General features: G+C 39.3%; 18 protein-coding genes. 13 read left to right on the forward strand and 5 right to left on the reverse strand.

Annotated features, from left to right (window positions below; all coding sequences use genetic code 11):
• Positions 1-68 precede the first annotated feature (68 nt).
• From BTO08_RS09215 to BTO08_RS09250, 8 genes are all read left to right on the forward strand, one after another.
• Positions 69-1,193 carry a methyltransferase gene (locus BTO08_RS09215; protein ID WP_105060765.1) on the forward strand — a complete coding sequence of 375 codons (1,125 nt, stop codon included), beginning with the start codon at positions 69-71 and terminating at the stop codon, positions 1,191-1,193.
• 98 nt (positions 1,194-1,291) lie between these two features.
• Positions 1,292-1,861: a YajG family lipoprotein gene (locus BTO08_RS09220; RefSeq protein WP_105060766.1), complete on the forward strand. Its 570-nt coding sequence runs from the start codon at positions 1,292-1,294 to the stop codon at positions 1,859-1,861.
• Positions 1,861-2,412 carry a peptidylprolyl isomerase gene (locus BTO08_RS09225; RefSeq protein ID WP_105060767.1) on the forward strand — a complete coding sequence of 184 codons (552 nt, stop codon included), beginning with the start codon at positions 1,861-1,863 and terminating at the stop codon, positions 2,410-2,412. The genes BTO08_RS09220 and BTO08_RS09225 overlap by 1 nt, the downstream gene beginning before the upstream one ends.
• A gap of 43 nt (positions 2,413-2,455) precedes the next feature.
• Positions 2,456-2,824, forward strand: coding sequence for a hypothetical protein (locus tag BTO08_RS09230; protein ID WP_005370114.1), 369 nt, complete (start codon positions 2,456-2,458; stop codon positions 2,822-2,824).
• A gap of 184 nt (positions 2,825-3,008) precedes the next feature.
• Entirely contained in the window at positions 3,009-4,403 is a 1,395-nt protein-coding gene (locus tag BTO08_RS09235) for an AmpG family muropeptide MFS transporter (protein WP_105060768.1), read from the forward strand.
• 319 nt (positions 4,404-4,722) lie between these two features.
• On the forward strand, positions 4,723-5,532 hold the full coding sequence (locus BTO08_RS09240; protein ID WP_105060769.1) for an outer membrane protein OmpK: 810 nt from the start codon (positions 4,723-4,725) through the stop codon (positions 5,530-5,532).
• Between the two features lie 108 nt (positions 5,533-5,640).
• Positions 5,641-6,537, forward strand: coding sequence for a 2-dehydropantoate 2-reductase (gene panE, locus BTO08_RS09245; RefSeq protein WP_242446249.1), 897 nt, complete (start codon positions 5,641-5,643; stop codon positions 6,535-6,537).
• On the forward strand, positions 6,530-7,147 hold the full coding sequence (locus BTO08_RS09250) for a DJ-1 family glyoxalase III (RefSeq protein WP_105060771.1): 618 nt from the start codon (positions 6,530-6,532) through the stop codon (positions 7,145-7,147). The genes panE and BTO08_RS09250 overlap by 8 nt, the downstream gene beginning before the upstream one ends.
• An 88-nt stretch (positions 7,148-7,235) precedes the next feature.
• On the opposite strand, the gene thiI is transcribed toward BTO08_RS09250, so the two are convergent.
• The 3 genes from thiI to pomA form a co-directional block, all read right to left on the reverse strand.
• Positions 7,236-8,687 (reverse strand): tRNA uracil 4-sulfurtransferase ThiI, encoded by a 1,452-nt coding sequence (thiI, locus tag BTO08_RS09255; RefSeq protein ID WP_105060772.1) that lies wholly within the window; start codon positions 8,685-8,687, stop codon positions 7,236-7,238.
• 364 nt (positions 8,688-9,051) lie between these two features.
• Positions 9,052-9,975: a flagellar motor protein MotB gene (locus BTO08_RS09260; protein ID WP_045127335.1), complete on the reverse strand. Its 924-nt coding sequence runs from the start codon at positions 9,973-9,975 to the stop codon at positions 9,052-9,054.
• Positions 9,976-9,986: 11 nt separating this feature from the next.
• Positions 9,987-10,748, reverse strand: a complete 762-nt coding sequence (pomA, locus tag BTO08_RS09265; protein ID WP_005370107.1) for a flagellar motor protein PomA — start codon at positions 10,746-10,748, stop codon at positions 9,987-9,989.
• Between the two features lie 347 nt (positions 10,749-11,095).
• Between pomA and xseB the strand changes: the two genes are divergently transcribed.
• From xseB to dxs, 3 genes are read left to right on the forward strand one after another with little or no spacing between them, the layout of a single operon-like run.
• Positions 11,096-11,341, forward strand: coding sequence for an exodeoxyribonuclease VII small subunit (gene xseB, locus BTO08_RS09270; protein ID WP_005370105.1), 246 nt, complete (start codon positions 11,096-11,098; stop codon positions 11,339-11,341).
• Complete coding sequence (gene ispA, locus BTO08_RS09275) at positions 11,331-12,233, forward strand: (2E,6E)-farnesyl diphosphate synthase (RefSeq protein ID WP_105060773.1); 903 nt, start codon at positions 11,331-11,333, stop codon at positions 12,231-12,233. Before xseB ends, ispA begins: the two co-directional genes overlap by 11 nt.
• Before the next feature lie 24 nt (positions 12,234-12,257).
• Positions 12,258-14,123: a 1-deoxy-D-xylulose-5-phosphate synthase gene (gene dxs, locus BTO08_RS09280; RefSeq protein ID WP_105060774.1), complete on the forward strand. Its 1,866-nt coding sequence runs from the start codon at positions 12,258-12,260 to the stop codon at positions 14,121-14,123.
• Positions 14,124-14,211: 88 nt separating this feature from the next.
• Here dxs and BTO08_RS09285 read toward each other — a convergent pair whose 3' ends face one another.
• Positions 14,212-16,305, reverse strand: coding sequence for a hypothetical protein (locus BTO08_RS09285; protein WP_105060775.1), 2,094 nt, complete (start codon positions 16,303-16,305; stop codon positions 14,212-14,214).
• Positions 16,306-16,524: 219 nt separating this feature from the next.
• Positions 16,525-18,030 (reverse strand): lysine--tRNA ligase, encoded by a 1,506-nt coding sequence (gene lysS / locus BTO08_RS09290; protein WP_105060776.1) that lies wholly within the window; start codon positions 18,028-18,030, stop codon positions 16,525-16,527.
• 278 nt (positions 18,031-18,308) lie between these two features.
• Here lysS and BTO08_RS09295 point away from each other — a divergent pair, with 278 nt between their 5' ends.
• Both BTO08_RS09295 and cadB read left to right on the forward strand, forming a co-directional pair.
• A complete protein-coding gene (locus BTO08_RS09295; protein ID WP_105060777.1) occupies positions 18,309-19,754 on the forward strand; it encodes a winged helix-turn-helix domain-containing protein in 1,446 nt (481 codons plus the stop codon).
• Positions 19,755-20,258: 504 nt separating this feature from the next.
• Positions 20,259-21,590, forward strand: coding sequence for a cadaverine/lysine antiporter (gene cadB / locus BTO08_RS09300; protein ID WP_005370088.1), 1,332 nt, complete (start codon positions 20,259-20,261; stop codon positions 21,588-21,590).
• The last annotated feature ends 50 nt before the right edge of the window (positions 21,591-21,640 follow it).

Consider the following 21,640-nt stretch of genomic DNA (forward strand, 5'->3'; position numbering starts at 1 on the left):
TTTGCACTCGCGTGGTGTTCTGCGAAAATAGCCGACTATTTTGTAAACATACCTGAAAGTTATCCGCAATGAAACCAGAGCTAACCTTACACCAACGCACTCTATCGCTAACTCGTTTTCCAGTAAGGAAAAATGAAACTCTGCAAGCATGGGATGCTGGCGATGAGTACCTGATCAATTATTGCCAAGATCTGGAACTCGACCCTGAACGTCCAATTCTTATCATGAACGATAGCTTTGGCGCATTAAGTTGCTGGTTTTCAAATCAAGCACCTGTAACAAGTGTGACGGATTCTTTTGTCTCTAAACAGGCATTTATTGCTAACTTAGAAAACAACCAATTACCAACGATTAATATTGTTGATTGTCTTTCAAAATTGCCTAACAACCCTCAGTTAGTTTTGTTAAAGCAGCCTAAAAACAATCGGTTATTAAGCTGGCAATTACAACAATTATGTCACTTACTTCCTGCTGATTGCACCATTATTGCGGCAGGTAAAGTAAAAGAGATTCATTCTTCTACCTTAAAGCTATTTGAAAAGTTTTTAGGTGAGACCAAAACATCACTAGCCGTTAAAAAAGCACGATTAATATTTTGTAAAACCAATCCTAACTTAGCAAAGCCCCTACCCCGCCCTACACAATGGGATGTGCCTGAGCATAAGTTAACAATCACTAACCACGCCAACGTATTTTCTAGTGATAGCTTAGATATTGGTGGTCGTTTACTGTTAGATTTCATTCCACAAGACCAGAAGTATATAGATATTATTGATCTTGGTTGTGGTAATGGGGTGATAGGTATTAAAGCTGCACAATTAAACCCACAAGCTAACGTTGTTTGTGTCGATGAAAGTTTCATGGCGACTGCATCATGCCGTGAAAATGCAGATTTAAACTTAGAAAATCCTAAACAATTACAAGTAGTAACAGCTAACTGCTTAGATAACTTCCCACTTGATAGCGCTGACTTAGTCTTATGTAATCCTCCTTTCCATCAGCAAAATACCGTTACTGATCATATTGCTTGGCAAATGTTCTGCGATGCACAACGAGTATTGCGTCAAGGTGGCGATCTGATCGTGATCGGGAATAGGCAATTGGGTTACCATGAAAAGCTAAAACGTGTCTTTGGTAATGTAAAACTTATCGGCCAAAGTAATAAATTTGTGGTTTTGCAATCGTCAAAATAATCTAACGTGTTTATGACGTTAATTTATTGCTTGTGATATTTAATACAACATTGATTTTTCGTTTATATTTAAACAACGAATACAAGGAAATGGAGAGCATGAAAAAATATATTGTGATTGCCGCAGCATTATTACTAAGCGCATGTGCAAGCCGTCCTGCGCAACCACCACTCGCTTTAACATTAACGCCAGTTTTAGCACAGCAAGCAACATCACAGCTTGCAGTACAACTATCAAGCAAAGATGATCGTAATCATAACTATATCGCCATCATTGATAGTGGTGCGACCAATGTTGAAGAGTTTCAACCTGAAGGTAATATTGCATCAACCTTTCAAGCAGCATTAACAAAACAATTTGCCAGTGAAGGGATTACTGTAAACACTGCTTCAACGTCAAATATTGCTATAAATATTCAGCAAGCCTTAGTCAACGTGACCCAAGGCCTAGTTAAACATGATATTAATAGCCAACTTCAAATTGAACTCGTTGTAACGACACCAAAAGGTACTTTTAGTAAAAAATATTCTGCTCGTACTACCAAGCAGGCACCTTTTAAAGTGACGCGCGAAGAAATCGCACAAAGCTTAGAGAAAATGATGAATTCAGTGCTTAAAGAGATCGCCAAAGACGGCGAATTGCATCAATACTTAACGGAGAATGTTTAATGTCACGTTTTTTACTTGCGCTATGCTTACTTATCGCTTTACCTGTCAGTGCTGCAACACAGGTATTAGTGACAACAAATTTAGGGGATTTTACTATTCAGCTAAATGAAGAAAAAGCCCCGATTAGTAGTAAAAACTTCTTACGCTATGTTGAAGAAGGCAACTACAACGGAACGATTTTCCATCGTGTTATCCCAGGCTTTATGGCTCAAGGCGGTGGTTTTGATAAAGACATGGTAAAACGTCCAACTCATGCTCAGATTAAAAACGAAGCAAGTAATGGATTGAAAAACGATACCGCGACTGTTGCAATGGCACGTACGCAAAATCCAAATTCTGCGACTAACCAATTCTTTATTAACTATAAAGACAATGCATTTTTAAATGCCGCAGGTAATAACCCAGGTTATGCGGTATTTGGTAAAGTGGTTAAAGGTTTTTCTGTTGTACAAGATATGGCAAAAATTCCAACAGGTTCAAATCGTGCAACGGGCATGCAAGATGTACCTCAGCAGCCTATAATCATTGAATCAATGAAAGTTATTAAATAAATTGATTACGTCACCTGTGCGCAATCAAGTACAGGTGACGTATATGATCACACCTATCTATCAACCGTCTGTTTCTCATCGTCAAAACAAACGAATTCAGCAGTTTATTTTTGATCAAGCCCCTTCTTTTGCGGTGTCTACTATTGCAACTATTGAGGGTGATGTTCCTTTTTATCATCTAAAAAATGATGCCCATGAATGTCTTGCTCAGTGGTGGGACATGAATATCGCTGATAAAGACCCAATCGATGATTATGAAGCCGCTTTTTGGCTATTACTTCAATATGTTGTACAACTCGAAGATTACCAATTGCTAGGCAACATTTATATTCAACAAAAAATCACCAATCACGCTTATTACTTGCTCAATCTTGCCCCTTGTCCTGAACTAACACAGATCCAGCGTCCTTAAATAATTACCCTCAAATATCAACCAACTTTTACGGTTTATGAATTAACAGCACAAGTTGTTGTCGAATTGATAATGAAGCAATGCACACTGAGCTTATTGCTGCTAAGATCTGATTTATAAAGAAAAATAACAGTTTTATACTTTGCTAAGTATCAAGTGTCGATACTTGTGTTACGAGGAAAATATGGACAAAGCCATACAACAAAATAATACCACCGGTTGGCGTGTGTATTTAAACCCCAAAGCACTGATCATGTTCGCGCTAGGGTTCTCCTCCGGCTTACCTATTTTATTAGTCTTTGGCACCCTTTCATTCTGGTTACGAGAAGCAGATGTTAGCCGAACCAGTATCGGTTTTTTCAGTTGGGTAGCCCTTGCTTATGGCTTCAAATGGGCATGGTCACCACTTGTTGACCGTTTTCCTTTACCCATTTTTTCTCGATTATTTGGTCGACGTCGTGGCTGGATGTTATTTTCGCAGCTGATCATTATTTTATCGCTATGTGGCATGGCGACCAGCAACCCACAAACAGATCTTCTTCAATTTGCCTTATTTGCGATTGTTGTCGCCTTTGCTTCTGCGACACAAGATATCGTCATTGATGCATTTCGTATTGAGCTTGCTACCGTGCGTTTACAAGCCGCATTATCTGCAACCTATATGGCAGGCTATCGATTAGCGATGATCATGGCAGGTGCTGGCGCACTGGCTTTTGCTGCGTGGTTTGGCTCTGATAGTGGTTATGATCCTGCAGGCTGGAAAGCCGCTTACTTTATCATGGCTGGTATGATGTCAATTGGCGTGATCACCACCCTATTTGTTAAAGAGCCAAAGATCGACAGCTCATCAATTCAAAAGATCGAACATGACTACCAACAAAAATTACAGCAAAAAGGGATAGGTAAAAAACAAGCAAGACTCGCTGCGTGGTTTTATACCGCTGTCGTCATGCCTTTCCAAGACTTCTTTCAGCGCTATGGTAAAAACGCACTACTGATCTTATTACTCATTAGTTGTTATCGCATTTCTGATGTGGTGATGGGCGTAATGTCTAATGCGTTTTATGTTGACATGGGCTTTACTAAAAATGAAGTCGCGTCTATATCAAAAGTCTTTGGGGTGATCATGACCTTAGTGGGCGCTGGTTTAGGCGGTATTCTTGTCAGTAAATTTGGCACCTTACGTATTCTTGCCTTAGGCGCTTTATTATCCGCAATTACCAATCTGTTGTTTATGGTATTTACCTATATTGGTAATAACCTCGAGATGTTAACTTTAGTCATTTCAGCTGATAATTTAGGTGCAGGTATTGCAACCGCTGCTTTCATCACCTTTATGTCTAGCCTAACCAATGTGGCTTTCTCTGCAACCCAGTACGCATTATTTAGCTCTATTATGCTACTTTTCCCGAAATTTATTGCGGGATTCTCTGGCGTTTATGTCGACCATTTCGGCTATAACATCTTTTTCCTCACCACCGCATTGATAGGTATTCCAGTATTATTTTTAATCAAACTCGTTGCTAAGAATGATGCTTTAACCCTTCCAGCAACAACTGATACGTTGGAAGAGAAATAATCTCGCCTATAATAAGTAAGGTTTCTGTTGAAAACAGAAGCCTTAACTTACCTCTTCCATGTAAATTACAAATTTTTGCCACCCAAAAAATCGCCTCAGAGTATTAAAGTCAAAAAAAGTTCATTTAAATCGCAAAATAAATTCAGATTCATCACGTTTTTAATGTAAATGTAATCGATTTCACCCGATCTAGATCACAAAAGGCAAAGGTTTGCGCAAACGTTACATTCCCAAACGCGACGTAAAGCACTAGAATCAGCGCCAGAAAAACGGGGCGGCCAAAATCCCGATCTATAGACCATCATAGCGAGATAAAAACATGCGCAAATCACTAGTAGCATTAAGCGTTTTAGCAGCAACAGCTTTACCTTCATTAGCAAATGCAGCCGACTACTCTGATGACATCCACAAAAACGATTACAAGTGGATGCAATTTAATCTGATGTACGCGTACAAAGAACTACCTCGCTCAAATGATGCGCATACTGGTCATGACTATCTTGAGATGGAATTTGGTGGTCGCTCGGGAATTTTTGATTTGTATGGCTATGTTGATGTATTCAACTTAACTAACTCTGATAGCCAAGATAAATCAGGTTCTGATGACAAAATGTTCATGAAATTTGCTCCGCGTATCTCTCTAGATGCTCTAACAGGCAAAGATCTTTCATTTGGTCCAGTTCAAGAAGTTTATGTTGCTACTCTGATGAACTGGAGCGGTAATACAGGCCCAAACAGTGTGAATAACTACTTCGTTGGTCTTGGCTCAGATATTAATGTTCCATGGTTTGGTAAAGTAGGCTTCAACGTATACTCTCTATACGACATGAATAAGAAAGACTGGAACGGTTACCAAGTGTCGACTAACTGGTTTAAACCTTTCTACACATTTGCAAACGGTAGCTTCCTGTCTTACCAAGGTTACATTGATTACCAATTTGGTATGAAAGATAAGTATGCATCAGCAAGTAATGGTGGTGCTATGTTTAACGGCCTTTACTGGCACTCAGAGCGTTTTGCTGTTGGTTACGGCCTTAAAGCTTACCATAACGTATATGGCATCAAAGATTCAGATGCATTTAAATCATCTGGTGTTGCTCAATACTTCAGTCTTTCATACAAGTTCTAATCTTACTTGTAAAAGATATAAAAGGCGCTTTCATAGCGCCTTTTTTGATCCTGTGATTTACCAACAATGTTACTATCTATCAAAAGATAGCGAATAATGGATTTAAACGTGAAAATCACAGTATTAGGCGCAGGAGCCATAGGTTCTCTTTGGGCTGTTGCATTAAAACAGCAACAACATGATGTCCAAGTTTGGACTCGCTCTCCTGACTCAGAATATTCGGTTAATTACCAAGATCTGAATGGTAATACCCACCCTCTTCTCTTTACTGCTAATAGCGTTGAGCATCTATCACAAAGTGACTTACTGCTTGTTACTGTTAAATCCTTTCAGGTGGAAGTCGCATTAGCGCCAATCATTAAACAGATCCCTGATTCTTGCCTTATCGTGATCATGCACAACGGCATAGGTAGTCATGAAGCAGTTAAAACCCTCTTTCCTAATCACTGTGTTTTTTATGCTACGACATCACAGGCGGCCTTAAAAGCTGACGAAAAATTACAACACACAGGCAATGGGCAAACATTTATTGGATCATTATCATCTACTCAGTCTGGCTATAACGTTCTTAGCGAAGTGTTTAATCAAGCGTTATCACCGTGCTATTGGCAAGAGGACATCATGGAGCCATTATGGAAGAAACTCGCCATTAATTGTGCAATTAATCCATTAACAGCCATTCATCAATGTACTAATGGTGAGCTTGCTAATGAAGACTATCAAGCCCAATTAATCCAAATTTGTAATGAAGTTACGCTCGTTATGCGAGCAGAAGGCTACAAAGTAAAGAATGGTGAGCTTTATCAACAAGTACTAACGGTAATAAATGCAACCGCTGATAATTATTCCTCGATGAATAGAGATGTTTTTTATCAGCGCCAAACAGAAATCGACTATATTACTGGCTATCTTATTCACCGAGCGAAAAAATTCGATATTGCTGTGCCTGTGAATACCCAGTTATGGCAAACCATTACATCTATGGAGTCCTCATATCATGCTTGAACCAATAACGACTGCTCCTCGCGTTGCTGTTTGCCTTGCTCCTGGCAGCGAAGAAATGGAAGCTATTAACACGATTGCGATTTTAAAGCGGGCTGGATTTGAAGTAACGATTACAAGTACCGCAGAAGATGGCGCACTAATTTTAGAAGGATCTCGCGGGATCAAACTCGTAGCAGATGTGCCTTTAATCAATGTTGCCGATGAACCATTTGATTGCGTGGTATTACCCGGCGGTTTACAAGGCGCGGAACATTTTCGTGATAGTCCACTGGTCGTTGAATTTGTAAAGCAGCATCATTACGACGGCAAACTGATCGCCGCGATCTGTGCAACACCTGCGGTAATGTTTATTTCACATCAATTGTTTCCACATTCAATCATGACGTGCCATCCTGCTTTTCAAAATCAGATCCCCACACACCAATTACGCGTTAAGCGTGTAGTGTATGATAAGAATACACGTCTATTAACCAGTCAAGGTCCCGGAACTGCACAAGAGTTTGCGCTAGAAATAGTGACACAACTAGAAAATAAAGCCAAAGCGGCTGAAGTTGCAGAGCCTATGGTTGTATGGCCGAATATGCATTATGACGTACTACCACGTACTTAATCTGTTAAGGTTTAGTAATGTAAACTCGCCAGATAACAAAAAGCCTCGCAATTGCGAGGCTTCTTTTATTTAGACAAAGCGATAGCGATTATAAAGGACGGTAAACTTTTACGTTCTCGAAACCATTCTCTTTTAAGTACAGCGCTTGTAGGCGGCTCATCACACCACGATCACAGTACAGAAGGTATGTCTTATCCTGCGGTAAGTCACCAAACTGCGTTGCTAGCTTATAGAAAGGTAAGTGCTTAACTTCGATACCTTCAAGCTCTAATGGACTTTCATCTTCTTCATCTGGGCTACGAATATCAAGTACAATTGCGTCACCTGCTACCTGCTCAACTAATTCAACTTCAGGGGCTTGTTCTTGGCTTTGTTTTTCGATGTCACGAATATCCATCACACGCGCCTCATCAACAACACGATCAAGAATAGAGAAATCAAATTTATCTTCTTCAATTTCAAGCTTTGCTTTGACCGCTTTCACTGTTGGGCTCTTAGAAATCACGCCACAGAACTCAGGCATAGTTTTCGCAAAGTCTTCAGTACCGATTTCACGTGCAACATTGATGATGTCTTCTTTATCCCAGTTAATCAGTGGGCGAAGAATTAGGCTATCTGTTACGCCGTCAATATGACGAAGGTTAGTTAATGTTTGGCTTGAAACCTGACCTAGCGCTTCACCCGTTACCAATGCTTCGATACCGAATTTATCAGCAACTTTACCCGCAGCACGCATAAACATACGCTTAAGGATAACGCCCATCTGACCATCGTCGACTTTCTCTAAAATCTCACCAACAACAGGTTCAAAATCAATCGCGATAAATTTAACTTTTGCTGAAGAACCAAACTTGTTCCAAATATAATGCGCAACCTGCTTAACACCGATCTCGTGTGCAGGACCACCTAAATTAAAGAAACAGTAATGGACTTTACTACCGCGTTTGATATGCAAGTAGCTTGAAACACCAGAATCAAAACCACCAGAAATTAAACTTAATACATCTTCTTGTGTACCTAGCGGGAAACCACCTAAACCTTTATGGCGGAATAATACAAGGTTCAATAGATTATGTTCAATTTCAATATTAACTGTCACTTCAGGCTTTTTCAGTCTTACTTTTGCAGACTCGATAGCTTGATTAAGACCACCACCGACATAGCGCTCAGCTTCAATTGAAGTAAAATCGTGCTTACCAACACGCTTAGCACGGACACAGAACGTTTTACCTTCCAGCTCTGGGCCAACAAGTGCTAAAGTTTGTTCATAAACATCATGAAGATCAGTAAATTCCGTTTGCTGTACTTCAAGGGTATGGTGAATACCAGGCGTCTGCGTCAGAGTCGCTAAAATCATATCGCGCTTTGACTCATCAGGTTCATTAATTTCCAATGAAAAACGGCGGTTATAAACGCTAACAGACTCTGACTGGCGCTTTAAGATGATGCGTAAATTAGACTCAAGAATTTTGATAAAACGCTTACGCACTGAATCACTTTTAACAAAAATCTCTGGATGTGGCTTAACAATAAATTTCATAACACGCTTCGCTTCACTGGGCTTACAGTACAGAATCAATTCATTAACGGATGATTTTTAACAGATCATGTCGTGAAAATTGACAGAGAGTACCAAACGGAATTAAAGGCGCGAATTATACAGCAAGCTACCGACCACTGAAACAAAGATATGAAAACTCACGATGTTATCTTCGATTAGACTTACCGCATGTTATTGGCTTTCAATTATATTTACCTTAGTCATGATCATCTCAGCCAGCAACTCTCATCGACGAAATTCAGCGTAAATATCTTAACTTATTGATAAGTAGCAACTCTATTTGTCCCAATAAAAATGGCAGCGTTATCGCTGCCATTATGGGAATAACCTTAAGTGCTACAATCTATTGAGCATTAAAGTTACTGCTGATCTCATCACTGAAATGTGGCTTACCTTGCATTATAGAGATTTCCACTCGGCGATTTTTCGCTTTCCCTTCTTGAGTTTTGTTATCAGCGATTGGCTGAGTATCTGCCAATCCAACCACACGCATTTTTGTATGATCAAACCCTTCTACTTTTTCCATTTCTTGCGCCACAGATACCGCTCGCTGCGCTGATAAATCCCAGTTAGAACGATATAACTCTGAATCTAATTTATCACTCGCGGTATGTCCCGTAACTCGAATAATACCCGGCACATCTTTAACTAGCATCGCAACTTGGCGCACTAACGGTTTAAATTTAGGTTGTAAAAACGCAGAGCCTTCTGGGAACGAACCTTTTTCACGAATTCGAATAACTAATTGTTGCCCAAGATTTTCAATTTCTATAATTTTGTCACTGATCTCACGCTCTAATGCTTTAGTCAGTACTTCTTTGAGTTTCTCTTGCATTTGATCGGCTTCAGATTCGTCATTTTCATTATTTTGTGTCGCCGTTTTTTTACTTTGCCCACCCGTTAGTTTACCCGCATCACGTTGTGTGCCACCGGCTCGATCAGACTCGCCTTCATGAAAATCTAATGAACGCTGCGTCATATCAATCGTTTGTTGCATAATCACTTCTATTGGCGTTGGCTCAGGCCGGCCTGGCCTAAACTCTTGCGCAATAACACTCGTACCTTTAGGGATATCATTAACTTCAAGCATATTTTGCACCCCGAAAGCGTATTTCATTGAACCTGCAATTTGCTTAAATTTCAGTACATCCATTTCAGAAAAAGAAAGTAGTAACACAAAGAAACACATTAATAGTGTGGCAAGATCAGCAAAGGTCGCCATCCATGGAGGCGCACCTTTTTTACATTTACAAGATTGCTCTTCCATAAAACGGTCTCTTACTCGTCAAGGATCACACTACGTTTCTTCTCATGAAGGTAGTTTTTCAAATAACCATCAATCACTCGTGGATTCTGCCCATCCTGAATTGCCAGTACGCCATCTAAGATTAAACGCTTATTTAAACGCTCTTGCTCTTTACGCAAGGTTAATTTATCCGCTATAGGTATCGCTACCATGTTTGCCAACATCGAGCCATATAGCGTCGTTAATAAGGCAACGGCCATTGCAGGACCTATGGCTTTAGGATCATCCATGTTAGAAAGCATGGCAACCAAGCCAATAAGCGTACCTATCATCCCCATTGCAGGCGCAACATCGCCAAAGGAGGAGAAGATCCCTACCCCTTGTTCATGCCGTTCATTGGTTAATGAAATGTCTTTTTGTAAAGTGCCACGTACCACATCCGCATCATGACCATCCACCAGCATATCAATGCCTTTACGCATAAAAGGATTAGTAATTTCCATCTCTTCTAATGCTAAAAATCCACCTTTACGCGCTGCATCAGCCATTTCTACAATTTTCGCAATCAACTCTTCTGGATTATCTGTTTTAAACATAAAGGCTTTAATGGCGATTTTTGCAGCACCAAAAAATTGTCCAATGTTGTATTTCATTAACACAACAAAAGTACTGCCGCCTAATACAATCAAAATAGATGATGTATCGTAAAACATAACCAAATCGCCGCCGAGCAGCATAGCCATAACAATGAATGCGAATGCACCAAGCAATCCTATAAGCGTCGCCAAATCCAAAGCATGATCCTCTTTTGCTAGGTAAAAATAATGGCTTGCGTTGATTGAACATCAATTAACACATCTGAATCTATCACTGAGATAATACGCTCTAAAGACAGCCAAAACTTTAAAGCCACCGCCATATTCACTATTTAGCTAAAACACTTCTTAGCATTAAATGATGAATGTCATCAGCAAAGTAACTCTTTATCGACCAATTCATATTTTCATTTAGCTTTTTATTAACCAATTAATTAAGACTATTTATGAAAATTACTGTCAGCAACACAGATTACTGTGACATAATTTGACCCCAGTAATTCTCTACGTTATTTTTCGTGCACTTAGATAAGAGTGAAAATGATATGGCAGCAAAAAAACCAGAAAATATGGCATTCGAAGCCGCCCTTGATGAGCTAGATGCCATTGTCAATGAACTAGAATCTGGCGATATCCCACTGGAAGATGCGCTAAAAAAATTCGAACGAGGTATTTCTCTTGCTCGCAGCAGTCAACAAAAACTGACACAAGCAGAGCAACGTGTAGAAATTTTGCTTCAGGCAGATGATGAAGCTCCACTGACTGATTTTGAACCAAGCCATGACCAATAGTTCTTCTTTATCGCTATCCCTTAAGTGCTATCAACAACGTAGTAATGACGTATTAGCAAACTGGTTATCAACTCAACCATTTGCAGATAAAGCCCTACTAAAAGCCATGCAGTACGGAACACTGCTGGGTGGTAAACGTGCGCGCCCTTTTCTAACCTATGTAACAGGTGAGATGTTAGGGGTGACTCAAGACGATCTTGACACTCCTGCTGCTGCGGTTGAGTGTATTCATGCTTACTCATTAATCCATGATGATTTACCTGCGATGGATGATGACGCATTACGTCGTGGTCAACCCACCTGTCATATTGCGTTTGATGAAGCAATTGCCATTCTTGCGGGTGACGCGCTACAAACACTGGCTTTTGATATTTTAGCGAATGGACAATTGAGCCAAGATGGCAACACCCAACGTATTATTATGGTAAGTGAGCTTGCAAAAGCCTCAGGAGCTGCCGGAATGTGTCTAGGGCAAGCCTTAGATCTTGATGCTGAAGGTAAACATGTTGGATTAGAACAACTAGAATTAATCCACCGACACAAAACTGGGGCTTTAATTCGCTGTGCCGTCCGCTTAGGAGCATTAGCTGCTGGTGATAAAGGCGTAGCAATTTTGCCGCAACTTGATAAGTATGCAGAAGCTATTGGCCTTGCGTTCCAAGTGCAAGATGACATTTTAGATGTGATCAGTGATACCGAAACCTTAGGTAAGCCACAAGGTTCTGATCTTGCCTTGGATAAAAGTACTTATCCTGCATTGCTTGGCTTAGATGGTGCACAAGAAAAAGCACAACTGCTTTATCAAGAAGCACTACAAGCATTAGCGGCTATACCCTACAATACATCCCAATTAGAAGTTTTTGCCCGATATATTATCGAACGCAATAACTAAATCTGTATAAGCGCCGACACTGTTATGACTTTGGATATCTCAAAATACCCTCATCTGGCCCTCGCAAACACGCCCGATGAATTACGATTATTGCCAGCTGAAAGCCTTCCACAAGTATGCGATGAACTTCGTACCTATTTGTTGAAATCTGTGAGTCAGACCAGCGGCCACTTTGCCTCCGGACTCGGTACTGTCGAGCTTACCGTTGCGCTTCACTACGTCTACAATACGCCTTTTGATAAAGTTATTTGGGATGTTGGTCACCAAGCCTACCCACATAAAATTTTAACGGGACGTCGTGATGATATGGCAACTATTCGCCAAAAAGGCGGTTTGCATCCATTCCCATGGCGCGGTGAAAGTGAGTACGACACACTTTCTGTTGGTCACTCATCAACTTCAATAAGTGCAGGTCTAGGTCTCGCGATTGCAGCAGAAAAAGAAGGCCTAAATCGCAAAGTTGTTAGTATTATTGGCGATGGCGCTATCACCGCAGGCATGGCGTTTGAAGCGATGAACCATGCTGGTGATGTTCACAGCGATATGCTAGTTATCTTAAATGACAATGAAATGTCGATTTCTGAAAATGTCGGCGCGTTAAATAATCATTTAGCCCATTTACTATCGGGTAATTTCTATACCTCTATTCGTGAAGGTGGTAAGAAAGTTCTATCCAATGCGCCTCCTATCAAAGAAATGGTAAAACGCGCAGAAGAGCATATCAAAGGCATGGTTGTGCCAAGCACTATGTTTGAAGAGTTAGGCTTTAATTACATTGGCCCTGTTGATGGCCACGATGTGCATGAGCTTGTTAAGACACTGAAAAACATGCGCAACCTAAAAGGCCCACAATTTCTTCATATTATGACGAAAAAAGGTAAAGGTTATGCGCCAGCTGAAGCGGATCCAATTAATTACCATGCCGTTCCTAAATTTGATTTAAGCCAGAAACCATTACCAAAAGCGAAGGACGCAAGTCCGACGTTTTCTAAGATTTTCGGTGATTGGCTATGTGATATGGCAGCTATTGATGACAAATTGATGGCTATCACACCGGCTATGCGTGAAGGTTCTGGTATGGTGCGCTTTTCTAAAGAGTTCCCAGATCAATACTTCGATGTTGCCATTGCTGAGCAACATGCTGTGACGCTAGCAACGGGCATGGCAATTGGTGGTTATCATCCTATTGTCGCTATCTACTCAACTTTCCTTCAACGTGGTTATGATCAATTAATTCATGATGTTGCTATCATGGATTTACCTGTGATGTTTGCCATTGATCGTGCAGGCTTAGTCGGTGCTGATGGTCAAACCCACCAAGGGGCATTTGATATTAGCTTTATGCGCTGTATTCCTAATATGGTGATTATGGCACCGAGTGACGAAAATGAATGCCGTCAAATGCTCTATACAGGTCACCAATATCAAGGACCAAGTGCGGTCCGTTACCCTCGCGGTTGTGGTATGGAAGTCGATGTCGATTCTACAATGACAGAACTTGAAATCGGTAAAGGTATCATTCGCCGTCAAGGTGAAAAAGTCGCGATTTTAAACTTTGGCAGCATGCTCGGTTATGCATTAGAAGCGGCAGAAAACTTAAATGCAACAGTGGCTGACATGCGCTTTGTGAAACCGCTAGATGAAGCTTTAGTACTTGAATTAGCTAGAACTCATGATGTTCTTGTTACTGTTGAAGAAAATGCGATTGCTGGCGGTGCGGGTAGTGGTGTTATTGAATTTTTAATGAAAGAAAAAACACTGAAACCAGTCCTGAATATTGGTTTGCCTGATCGATTCATTGAACAAGGTACACAAGCCGAACTGCATGAAATGTTAGAAATTGATGGTGCGGGTATCGAAAAGCAAATTCGCACTTATTTAGCTAAGTAATTTCACCGTTCAAATAAGCACTATGAAAAAGGTTTTCACTGTTATTAGGCAGGAAAACCTTTTTCTTTATTAGCCTTACGTTTATTGTTCATCTCAGCCCTTTCTCAACCTTCTTTAAAATCACACCCTCATAGCCATTGACTTCAACATACTGTGTCGGCTCTCCGAGTGAACCATCATAATTTACTTTTTGATACAGGCCAGATAATGGTACACGTATTGAGTCAACTTGATAAAATTCAGCGTGATTACGATATTTAGAACCGCGATATAGCACTACCCCTTGAGTATATTGCCGCGCGATAACCCCATCTTTGGGAACATCGTCAAACCACCCAGTTCGATATAACCAAAACCAATTCGCAGGCTCTAATGAAATATCCCCGAGTTTTGCATCATCCGTTGCTGCTTTCCCTGTTTTAGATAACCATTTAACCGCTTCAAAGCCGTTAGGTATGGCCGTTGGTTTACCAATATCAACTGACAATAACTTTTGGGGCTGATACGCCCAATTCTTAGGCTCTCCAGTGCGATACCAAATGGTTTTATTTAACTGTTTTGGATCGGCATGGGTATTACTACTGCCGTAGACAAAGGTTTGATTCCAGCTGTGGTAGTAGGTTTTATTGGGAATATTAAACAGATAATACAGGGCTAATCCGGTATAGATATCATCTTCCCATGCTTGCTTACTTAACGGCATTTGTTGGCTTTTGCCACCTCGAGTTGTGGTCATTATTAAGCTCTTATCGCCGAGTGCTGCTAACGCATAACTATCCCAATAGGACTGTAATCGCTCCAAGCCAATCGCTGGGCTTAAATAATGCTCTCGTAACCAAACATCAACCACCCCCCTTAATTGCTTTGGCCAATCAGGGTATTCCCACAAATTAAGCTCAGAGATATTAGCAGATAGCCACTGACTGCCCGTTGTCGATTTAACTAAATCAAGAAAATCAGACATTTTCGCTGCATAATATCCCGCCGCTTTTGAGGTGCCAGCTCGAATAGGCGCTTCTAATATTTGCCCGCCAAATTGAACATTAAATTGGTTAGTACTGAACAGTTTTGCCATATCATCATTGTAAGCGCCGGTTAAACCTTGACGTTTCCAATCATATTTATACCAATTAGCATGATTTTGATTAAAAGAGTCATCATTAAAATTAGTCCGATACCAGCAACTGCCCGCCCACATTTTTCCAGTAGGGATCACTCTTGCTTGATGTTTAAACCTCGCACTTGCTGATTGATTAGCTCTTGCTAAAAACTCATCATCATCAACATAACCATCATTATTAGGATCGTTTTTATGATCCCAACCAGGGAACAACATCGTCGCAGCCGGTTGTTTATCAGAAGTCTTCACAATTGATAACCAAGGCTCAATATTGACGCCTTTCACCTCTGTCTTACTCTTCCAGTTTAAAGCCACTACCCAACTGCGATACCCTGCCTTTAATGCCTTATTTCCAGTATTCAGCTCACGTCCTTGGAACTTGGCATTTGTCGGTAACCAGCGCTGATTAATATGACCAAACCATTTCCCTTCTCGTTGGATCCAATGCACATCTGCTTTTTCGAAACCACCAATATCACCATCATCATTCACTCTCGTGACCCATAATTCAGGATGCTTATTGCTATCAATAACGATGTTTTCAAACGGGTAAGCAGCATGAAAAATAATTTGTTCTTTATCATTGACGGTTAAAGGAAAGCGCGCAGTCGAGAAGTTATTATTTCGAATAAGTAGACTTAGCATCGGTTCGCCATTTAACAGGTAATCTAACCCTTGGCTTTGAACAGGTACGGTAAGTTGAGTATCATTTTTATAATGCATATAGCCCTTTTCAGGATCATGCCCATTTAAGTAAGCATGACGATGAAGCCAGCCTTGCTGTTCATCGGGTCGACAATCAAGTTTATGCACATAGATATAGCCCATTGCGATGGTCTTTTGATTTAACTCAACATCTTGTAAGCTACCAAACACAACATCAGCATGATCCGCTTCCCAGCGCCTAACCTCTTTAATCGTATTTAATTCCGATATTGCGGTTGGCTGTTGCCAGTTTCCCGTTAACACCCAAGCCGTTTCCGTTGATGGATAAACTTGTCCATCAGCCATCGAAGCCACGATTAATAAACCAATACTGATTATTTTCAGATAGGTGCTCATAGAGCGATCCCTTCTCTCTATCTACATAATTTGAGACTAGTTAAACCGTCAGATTTATGATGAAAAATAAATGATTTTATTAGGAATGCGACACATGAATACGTGTCTTCTAAGAAGATGTTTGTATTAAGTAAATATATGACATTAAAAAACGGTAGTTGGAGTTCCAACTACCGTTATAACGCTACAACACAATAGAGCCTCTACGCTAATTGTGAGTTAGTTATTTGGTCGTAAAGATGGGAAAAGGATCACATCACGAATAGTATGAGAATCAGTAAATAGCATTACTAACCTATCAATACCAATACCTTGGCCTGCTGTTGGCGGTAAGCCAAACTCTAATGCGCGGATATAATCTTCATCATATTGCATTGCTTCGTCATCACCCGCATCTTTCGCTGCCATCTGCGCTTTAAAACGGCTGTCTTGATCTTGAGCATCATTAAGCTCTGAGAAACCATTCGCCACTTCTCTGCCACCAACAAAGAACTCAAAGCGATCGGTAATAAATGGGTCTTCATCACTTCGACGCGCTAAAGGTGAAATATCGGCGGGATAACCGGTTATGAATGTAGGTTGCAATAACTTAGGCTCTGCTGTCTCACCAAAGATTTCTTCAAGCAATTGACCACATGTCCAGAATGACTCAACTTCAACGCCTACTTCTGTGGCAATATCAACCATCAACTCTTTATTTTTAATTTGTTCGTAGCTTAAATCTTGAATACGACGATTGTCAGGGTTGTAATGCTGGATTGCTTCTAACATCGTCATCCGAGTATAAGGACCAGAAAACTCGATGACATGCTCGCCATATGGCAAGGCTGTTGTGCCACATAGCTCTTTCGCAACAGAACTTAACAGATCTTCAGTAAAATCGATTAAATCGTTGTAATCAGCATATGCCATATAGAATTCCATCATTGTGAATTCCGGATTATGGCGTGGTGAAATACCTTCATTTCGGAAGTTTCGGTTAATTTCAAATACTCGCTCAAAACCACCGACAACAAGACGTTTTAGATATAACTCAGGCGCAATACGAAGATACATATCAATATCTAACGCATTATGATGAGTGATAAAAGGACGCGCAGACGCACCACCAGCTATCGGGTGCATCATCGGTGTTTCTACTTCCATGAATTGATGTTTAAGCATGAATTGACGAATCGCGGCAACGACTTTAGAACGCATAATCATTGTATTGCGAGATTCTTCATTAATGATCAAATCAACATAACGCTGGCGATAACGTTGCTCTTGATCTGTTAGACCATGAAATTTTTCAGGTAACGGACGTAACGCCTTTGTTTGTAATTCATATTCATCCATATTGACGTAAAGTTCACCACGATCAGAGCGATGTACTTGTCCTTTAACACCTATAATGTCGCCAATATCTAAACCATGATATTTTGCTTTTAACTCTTCTTGTACTTGTTTATTTGCATATACTTGAATACGACCAGAGACATCTTGCAGCACCATAAAAGGACCGCGCTTAGCCATAATTCTCCCCGCTACAGATGTCGTATAAGTATTACATATCAAATCGTCTTTTGATTTATTTTCAAAATCTTTAATTAATTCTTTAGCTAACTTCAAACGACGAAAGGTATTAGGGTGACCATTCGCTTTACTCTCTTTTCTTATATGTTCAAGCTTCGCTCTACGTTCAGTGATTAATCTATTTTCATCTACTTCATTATTATCTAACATAACATTTCCTTATCACTTAATTACATATAAGAAACACTCAACAATAAAATGCAACTTTACTTTTATGTTTGTCTTTACCATTTAATCTAAAATAAATATTCCAAAAATAAAAAACGTGATCTGCGACAAAAAATAAAGAAAGTGAATGTTTATTTAATTACATTGAAAATGAAAAATGAAATTACATTTAATAACTTCGATTATTCATTCACTAATTGGCTTAAAGTAAATAATATATGAATAATTTTATCTGAAATCTAAATCAAAGAAATTTAATTATGGCTTGGAGAAATTTCAAAATAAATGATTGTTTATTAATAACAACAGAAAATAGCCTGAAAAAATCAGGTAAAACATATATTCTTGAACCAAGAATTACGAAACTTTTATCTTTTTTGGCTCAAAATCAAGGGATTGTATTTACGCGAGATGAGTTAATTGATGAGGTTTGGGATGGTGCTGTTGTTAGCGATCAAGTTGTCACTCAATCCATTTTTGAATTAAGAAAAATTTTAAAAAAGTTAGATGAAGATCATTGGATTATTACTATACCTAAACGAGGTTATAAGCTCGACGCTGATGTACAACAAATCTACATTGACCCTAATACTGGCTTCAAATTAGAAGAGTTTCATTCATCTAACGAACATACTAATGACAATAGTAATCTCGGAACCGCATTCCCAGCGGGGCCGATGACACGTGCATTTAGCAAACCAGATAACGATATTCCACCTGCCTCAGTCAGCAATAAAATAAGCAACTTAATGCTTAACCATTGGCTTTTTGATGTGGGAATATTATCTATGTTAGTGCTTACCCTTGTCTTCGCCAGTTGGGCGAACAATGATAATGCACCAATCAAAGACTTAAAAAACCCACGGCAAATAAATATAGAAATAACCTCTTCATCTAATCAGCTATATTCCATAGCAAAAATGATAGAAAGTACGCTATTTAGTTACACTGACTATACCAGTAGCTTACATCCAAATTCAGAAGCAGGAAAAACCCTGTCGTTATATATTAGCGATAACAATCAATTACATATAGACCTTTATAACAATATATCTCATCGTTCTGATTTTAAAAAAAACCTGCTTTTACAAAGTGATAAACTCTATACATCCCTCAATCAATTACTGAATGAACTTATTCAAACCTTGACCCATGATCATCAAGTAGCCGTTACTAATGCTCCTATAATTACTGACTCAACCCTGCTTTATAAATACCTCTCATTACCAGACCTCATTGATGATGAAGGGCAAGTAAACAAAAGCTACCTTACTGATATAAATAAAATTATCTTAAATTCACCAAAAAACAGTTATTTGCTTGCAAAACGATACATTGGCTACGCCATTATTCTTACACTTGATAACAAAGAAACATCAATGCCAAATTTGATGAATTATGCACGTGATTTAGTAAAGAATATTTCTCTCCAAAACTCCTTATCATCACTACCGAGTCAAACACTCAATGCACTTGCTTTGAATCAGCTCTATCAAGGTAATATAGATTTATCACAACACTACTTATCGCTATCAAGGCAACAATCAAAACAGAGCTCTGCCCTTTATTATATTCTCCAGGGCAAAATTTTTGATATTAAAAATCAACATAAACAAGCAAATGAAAATTATAGTATTGCTAAATATTTAGCACCATCCTATGAAACGGAAGTCCTTTGTAAAAACTTAGTGTTCCATTCTATTTAACCTTATATTCAATTTAAATAAACATTAAAGGTTGCTGGTTCATATCAGCAACTTTTTGTCTTTCTATCTAATTATGATTAAAAACATAATTAATCAAAATATAAGAATAAAAAGGTAAACGATGTTTTCAATGTATCAATCATTATTATTGTTGATACTAAAAAAGAGTATTGGTTTTTAAGTCTAGTGATACGGAATTTTTAAGTTATATCGATAACAATAGAGGTTTATTAAATGTAATAAGCAACATTATAAATAAATTATTTTTTCACACTTAAATAAAACATCAAAATTTCAGTAACTTGTGGTTATTCAAATATAAAAAAAGATAAATATATCATGTTTCAATTCTTGACTAGAAAATGATTAAAAAATTAAAAAAAACTCCTGTAATTTAAAAATCAATTCCTCTTACTCAGATTAAGAAGAAGTGTTTTTGTTTATATCTTGAAATAAAACATATTTGAGTATTCTCAAATATCACGACATTTTGGAGATTGTTACATGTCGTCTGATACATCTAAAAAAATAGGTTTAATAGCCTGTACTGGTGTTGTAGCTGGTAACATGATGGGAAGTGGTATTGCACTACTTCCTTCAACACTGGCAAAAGTAGGTTCCATTTCTATCTTTAGTTGGATTATCTGCTTAATTGGTGCTCTGTCATTAGCATTTGTTTATGCACGCCTAGCAACCAGTAACCCTCAAGAAGGTGGCCCAATTGCCTATGCCGGTGAGGTGTCTCCTGCTTTTGGTTTCCAAACAGGTGTTCTTTACTACCACGCAAACTGGATTGGTAATCTCGCTATTGCGATTACAGGGGTATCTTACCTTTCTGTTTTCTTCCCCATTTTAAACAATACGATCCCAGCAGCGATTGCTACGATTGCATCGGTTTGGATTTTCACTGTAATTAACTTACTTGGTGGTTCTTGGGTAAGCCGCTTATGTACATTAGGCCTTGTTCTAATCCTCATTCCAATTGTTGGTACAGCTGTCATTGGCTGGGGTCATTTCGACTCTGCGATGTACATGCAAAACTGGAATACATCTCATGGCTCTAATTCACACGCAATTGTAAGTGCAGTACTGATCACTCTTTGGTCATTCGTAGGTGTTGAATCAGCAGCAGTATCATCGGGTATGGTAAAAAATCCGAAGAAAACAGTCCCACTTGCAACACTGTTAGGTACTGTAATTGCGGGTGTTATTTACATCCTTTCAACTCAAGTTATCGCTGGTATGTTCCCAGCTTCTGAAGTCGCTGCATCAGGTGCACCATTTGCACTTGCAACAACAGCAATCTTCGGTAAGTGGAGTGCTCCATTTGTTGCAGCCTTTACTGCTTTAGCATGCTTTACATCATTAGGTTCATGGATGATGTTAGTTGGTGAGGCGGGTAAACGTGCAGCTAATGATGGTAACTTCCCTGCTGTATTTGGCGAAACAGATAAAAATGGTGTGGCAAAGAAAGGTCTTGTTTTAGCTTCAGTTATGATGACTATCTTAATGATCGCTATTACGGTATTCAGCTCAAGTGACAGCCACGCTTCTAACTTATTCGATATCTTAACATCAGATGCTGTATTGCTAACGATGCTGCCTTACTTCTACTCTGCGGTGAACTTAATCCGCTACGAAGGTATGACAACCCGTAATGTATTTGTGATGTTGTTCTCTGGTGTAGCTTGTATCTTCTGCTTCATCGCACTGATTGGTGCCGACCCATCAGCATTAGCAGCAACCTTCGTGGTCTCTCTAGCCATCTTTATTTTCTACGCTCGCAAGCTTGGCTTCCGTCAGCACTTACAACTAGAGCAACAGCAAAAAGCGTAATCTCGCTCTGTTACTCACTTTTTAAATTAATTTAAGGCGCATCAATACAT

This window comes from Photobacterium angustum (assembly GCF_002954615.1).
GTDB lineage: Bacteria > Pseudomonadota > Gammaproteobacteria > Enterobacterales > Vibrionaceae > Photobacterium > Photobacterium angustum_A.

What these genes read in the sequence shown, in the direction of transcription:
- thiI (WP_105060772.1), bottom strand. Translation starts at nt 8,687, where the DNA reads ATGAAATTTATTGTTAAGCCACATCCAGAGATTTTTGTTAAAAGTGAT.
- BTO08_RS09240 (WP_105060769.1), top strand. Translation starts at nt 4,723, where the DNA reads ATGCGCAAATCACTAGTAGCATTAAGCGTTTTAGCAGCAACAGCTTTA.
- lysS (WP_105060776.1), bottom strand. Translation starts at nt 18,030, where the DNA reads ATGTTAGATAATAATGAAGTAGATGAAAATAGATTAATCACTGAACGT.
- ispA (WP_105060773.1), top strand. Translation starts at nt 11,331, where the DNA reads ATGACCAATAGTTCTTCTTTATCGCTATCCCTTAAGTGCTATCAACAA.
- BTO08_RS09285 (WP_105060775.1), bottom strand. Translation starts at nt 16,305, where the DNA reads ATGAGCACCTATCTGAAAATAATCAGTATTGGTTTATTAATCGTGGCT.
- BTO08_RS09260 (WP_045127335.1), bottom strand. Translation starts at nt 9,975, where the DNA reads ATGGAAGAGCAATCTTGTAAATGTAAAAAAGGTGCGCCTCCATGGATG.
- BTO08_RS09250 (WP_105060771.1), top strand. Translation starts at nt 6,530, where the DNA reads ATGCTTGAACCAATAACGACTGCTCCTCGCGTTGCTGTTTGCCTTGCT.
- cadB (WP_005370088.1), top strand. Translation starts at nt 20,259, where the DNA reads ATGTCGTCTGATACATCTAAAAAAATAGGTTTAATAGCCTGTACTGGT.
- xseB (WP_005370105.1), top strand. Translation starts at nt 11,096, where the DNA reads ATGGCAGCAAAAAAACCAGAAAATATGGCATTCGAAGCCGCCCTTGAT.
- BTO08_RS09215 (WP_105060765.1), top strand. Translation starts at nt 69, where the DNA reads ATGAAACCAGAGCTAACCTTACACCAACGCACTCTATCGCTAACTCGT.
- BTO08_RS09235 (WP_105060768.1), top strand. Translation starts at nt 3,009, where the DNA reads ATGGACAAAGCCATACAACAAAATAATACCACCGGTTGGCGTGTGTAT.
- BTO08_RS09230 (WP_005370114.1), top strand. Translation starts at nt 2,456, where the DNA reads ATGATCACACCTATCTATCAACCGTCTGTTTCTCATCGTCAAAACAAA.
- BTO08_RS09295 (WP_105060777.1), top strand. Translation starts at nt 18,309, where the DNA reads ATGGCTTGGAGAAATTTCAAAATAAATGATTGTTTATTAATAACAACA.
- BTO08_RS09220 (WP_105060766.1), top strand. Translation starts at nt 1,292, where the DNA reads ATGAAAAAATATATTGTGATTGCCGCAGCATTATTACTAAGCGCATGT.
- dxs (WP_105060774.1), top strand. Translation starts at nt 12,258, where the DNA reads ATGACTTTGGATATCTCAAAATACCCTCATCTGGCCCTCGCAAACACG.
- BTO08_RS09225 (WP_105060767.1), top strand. Translation starts at nt 1,861, where the DNA reads ATGTCACGTTTTTTACTTGCGCTATGCTTACTTATCGCTTTACCTGTC.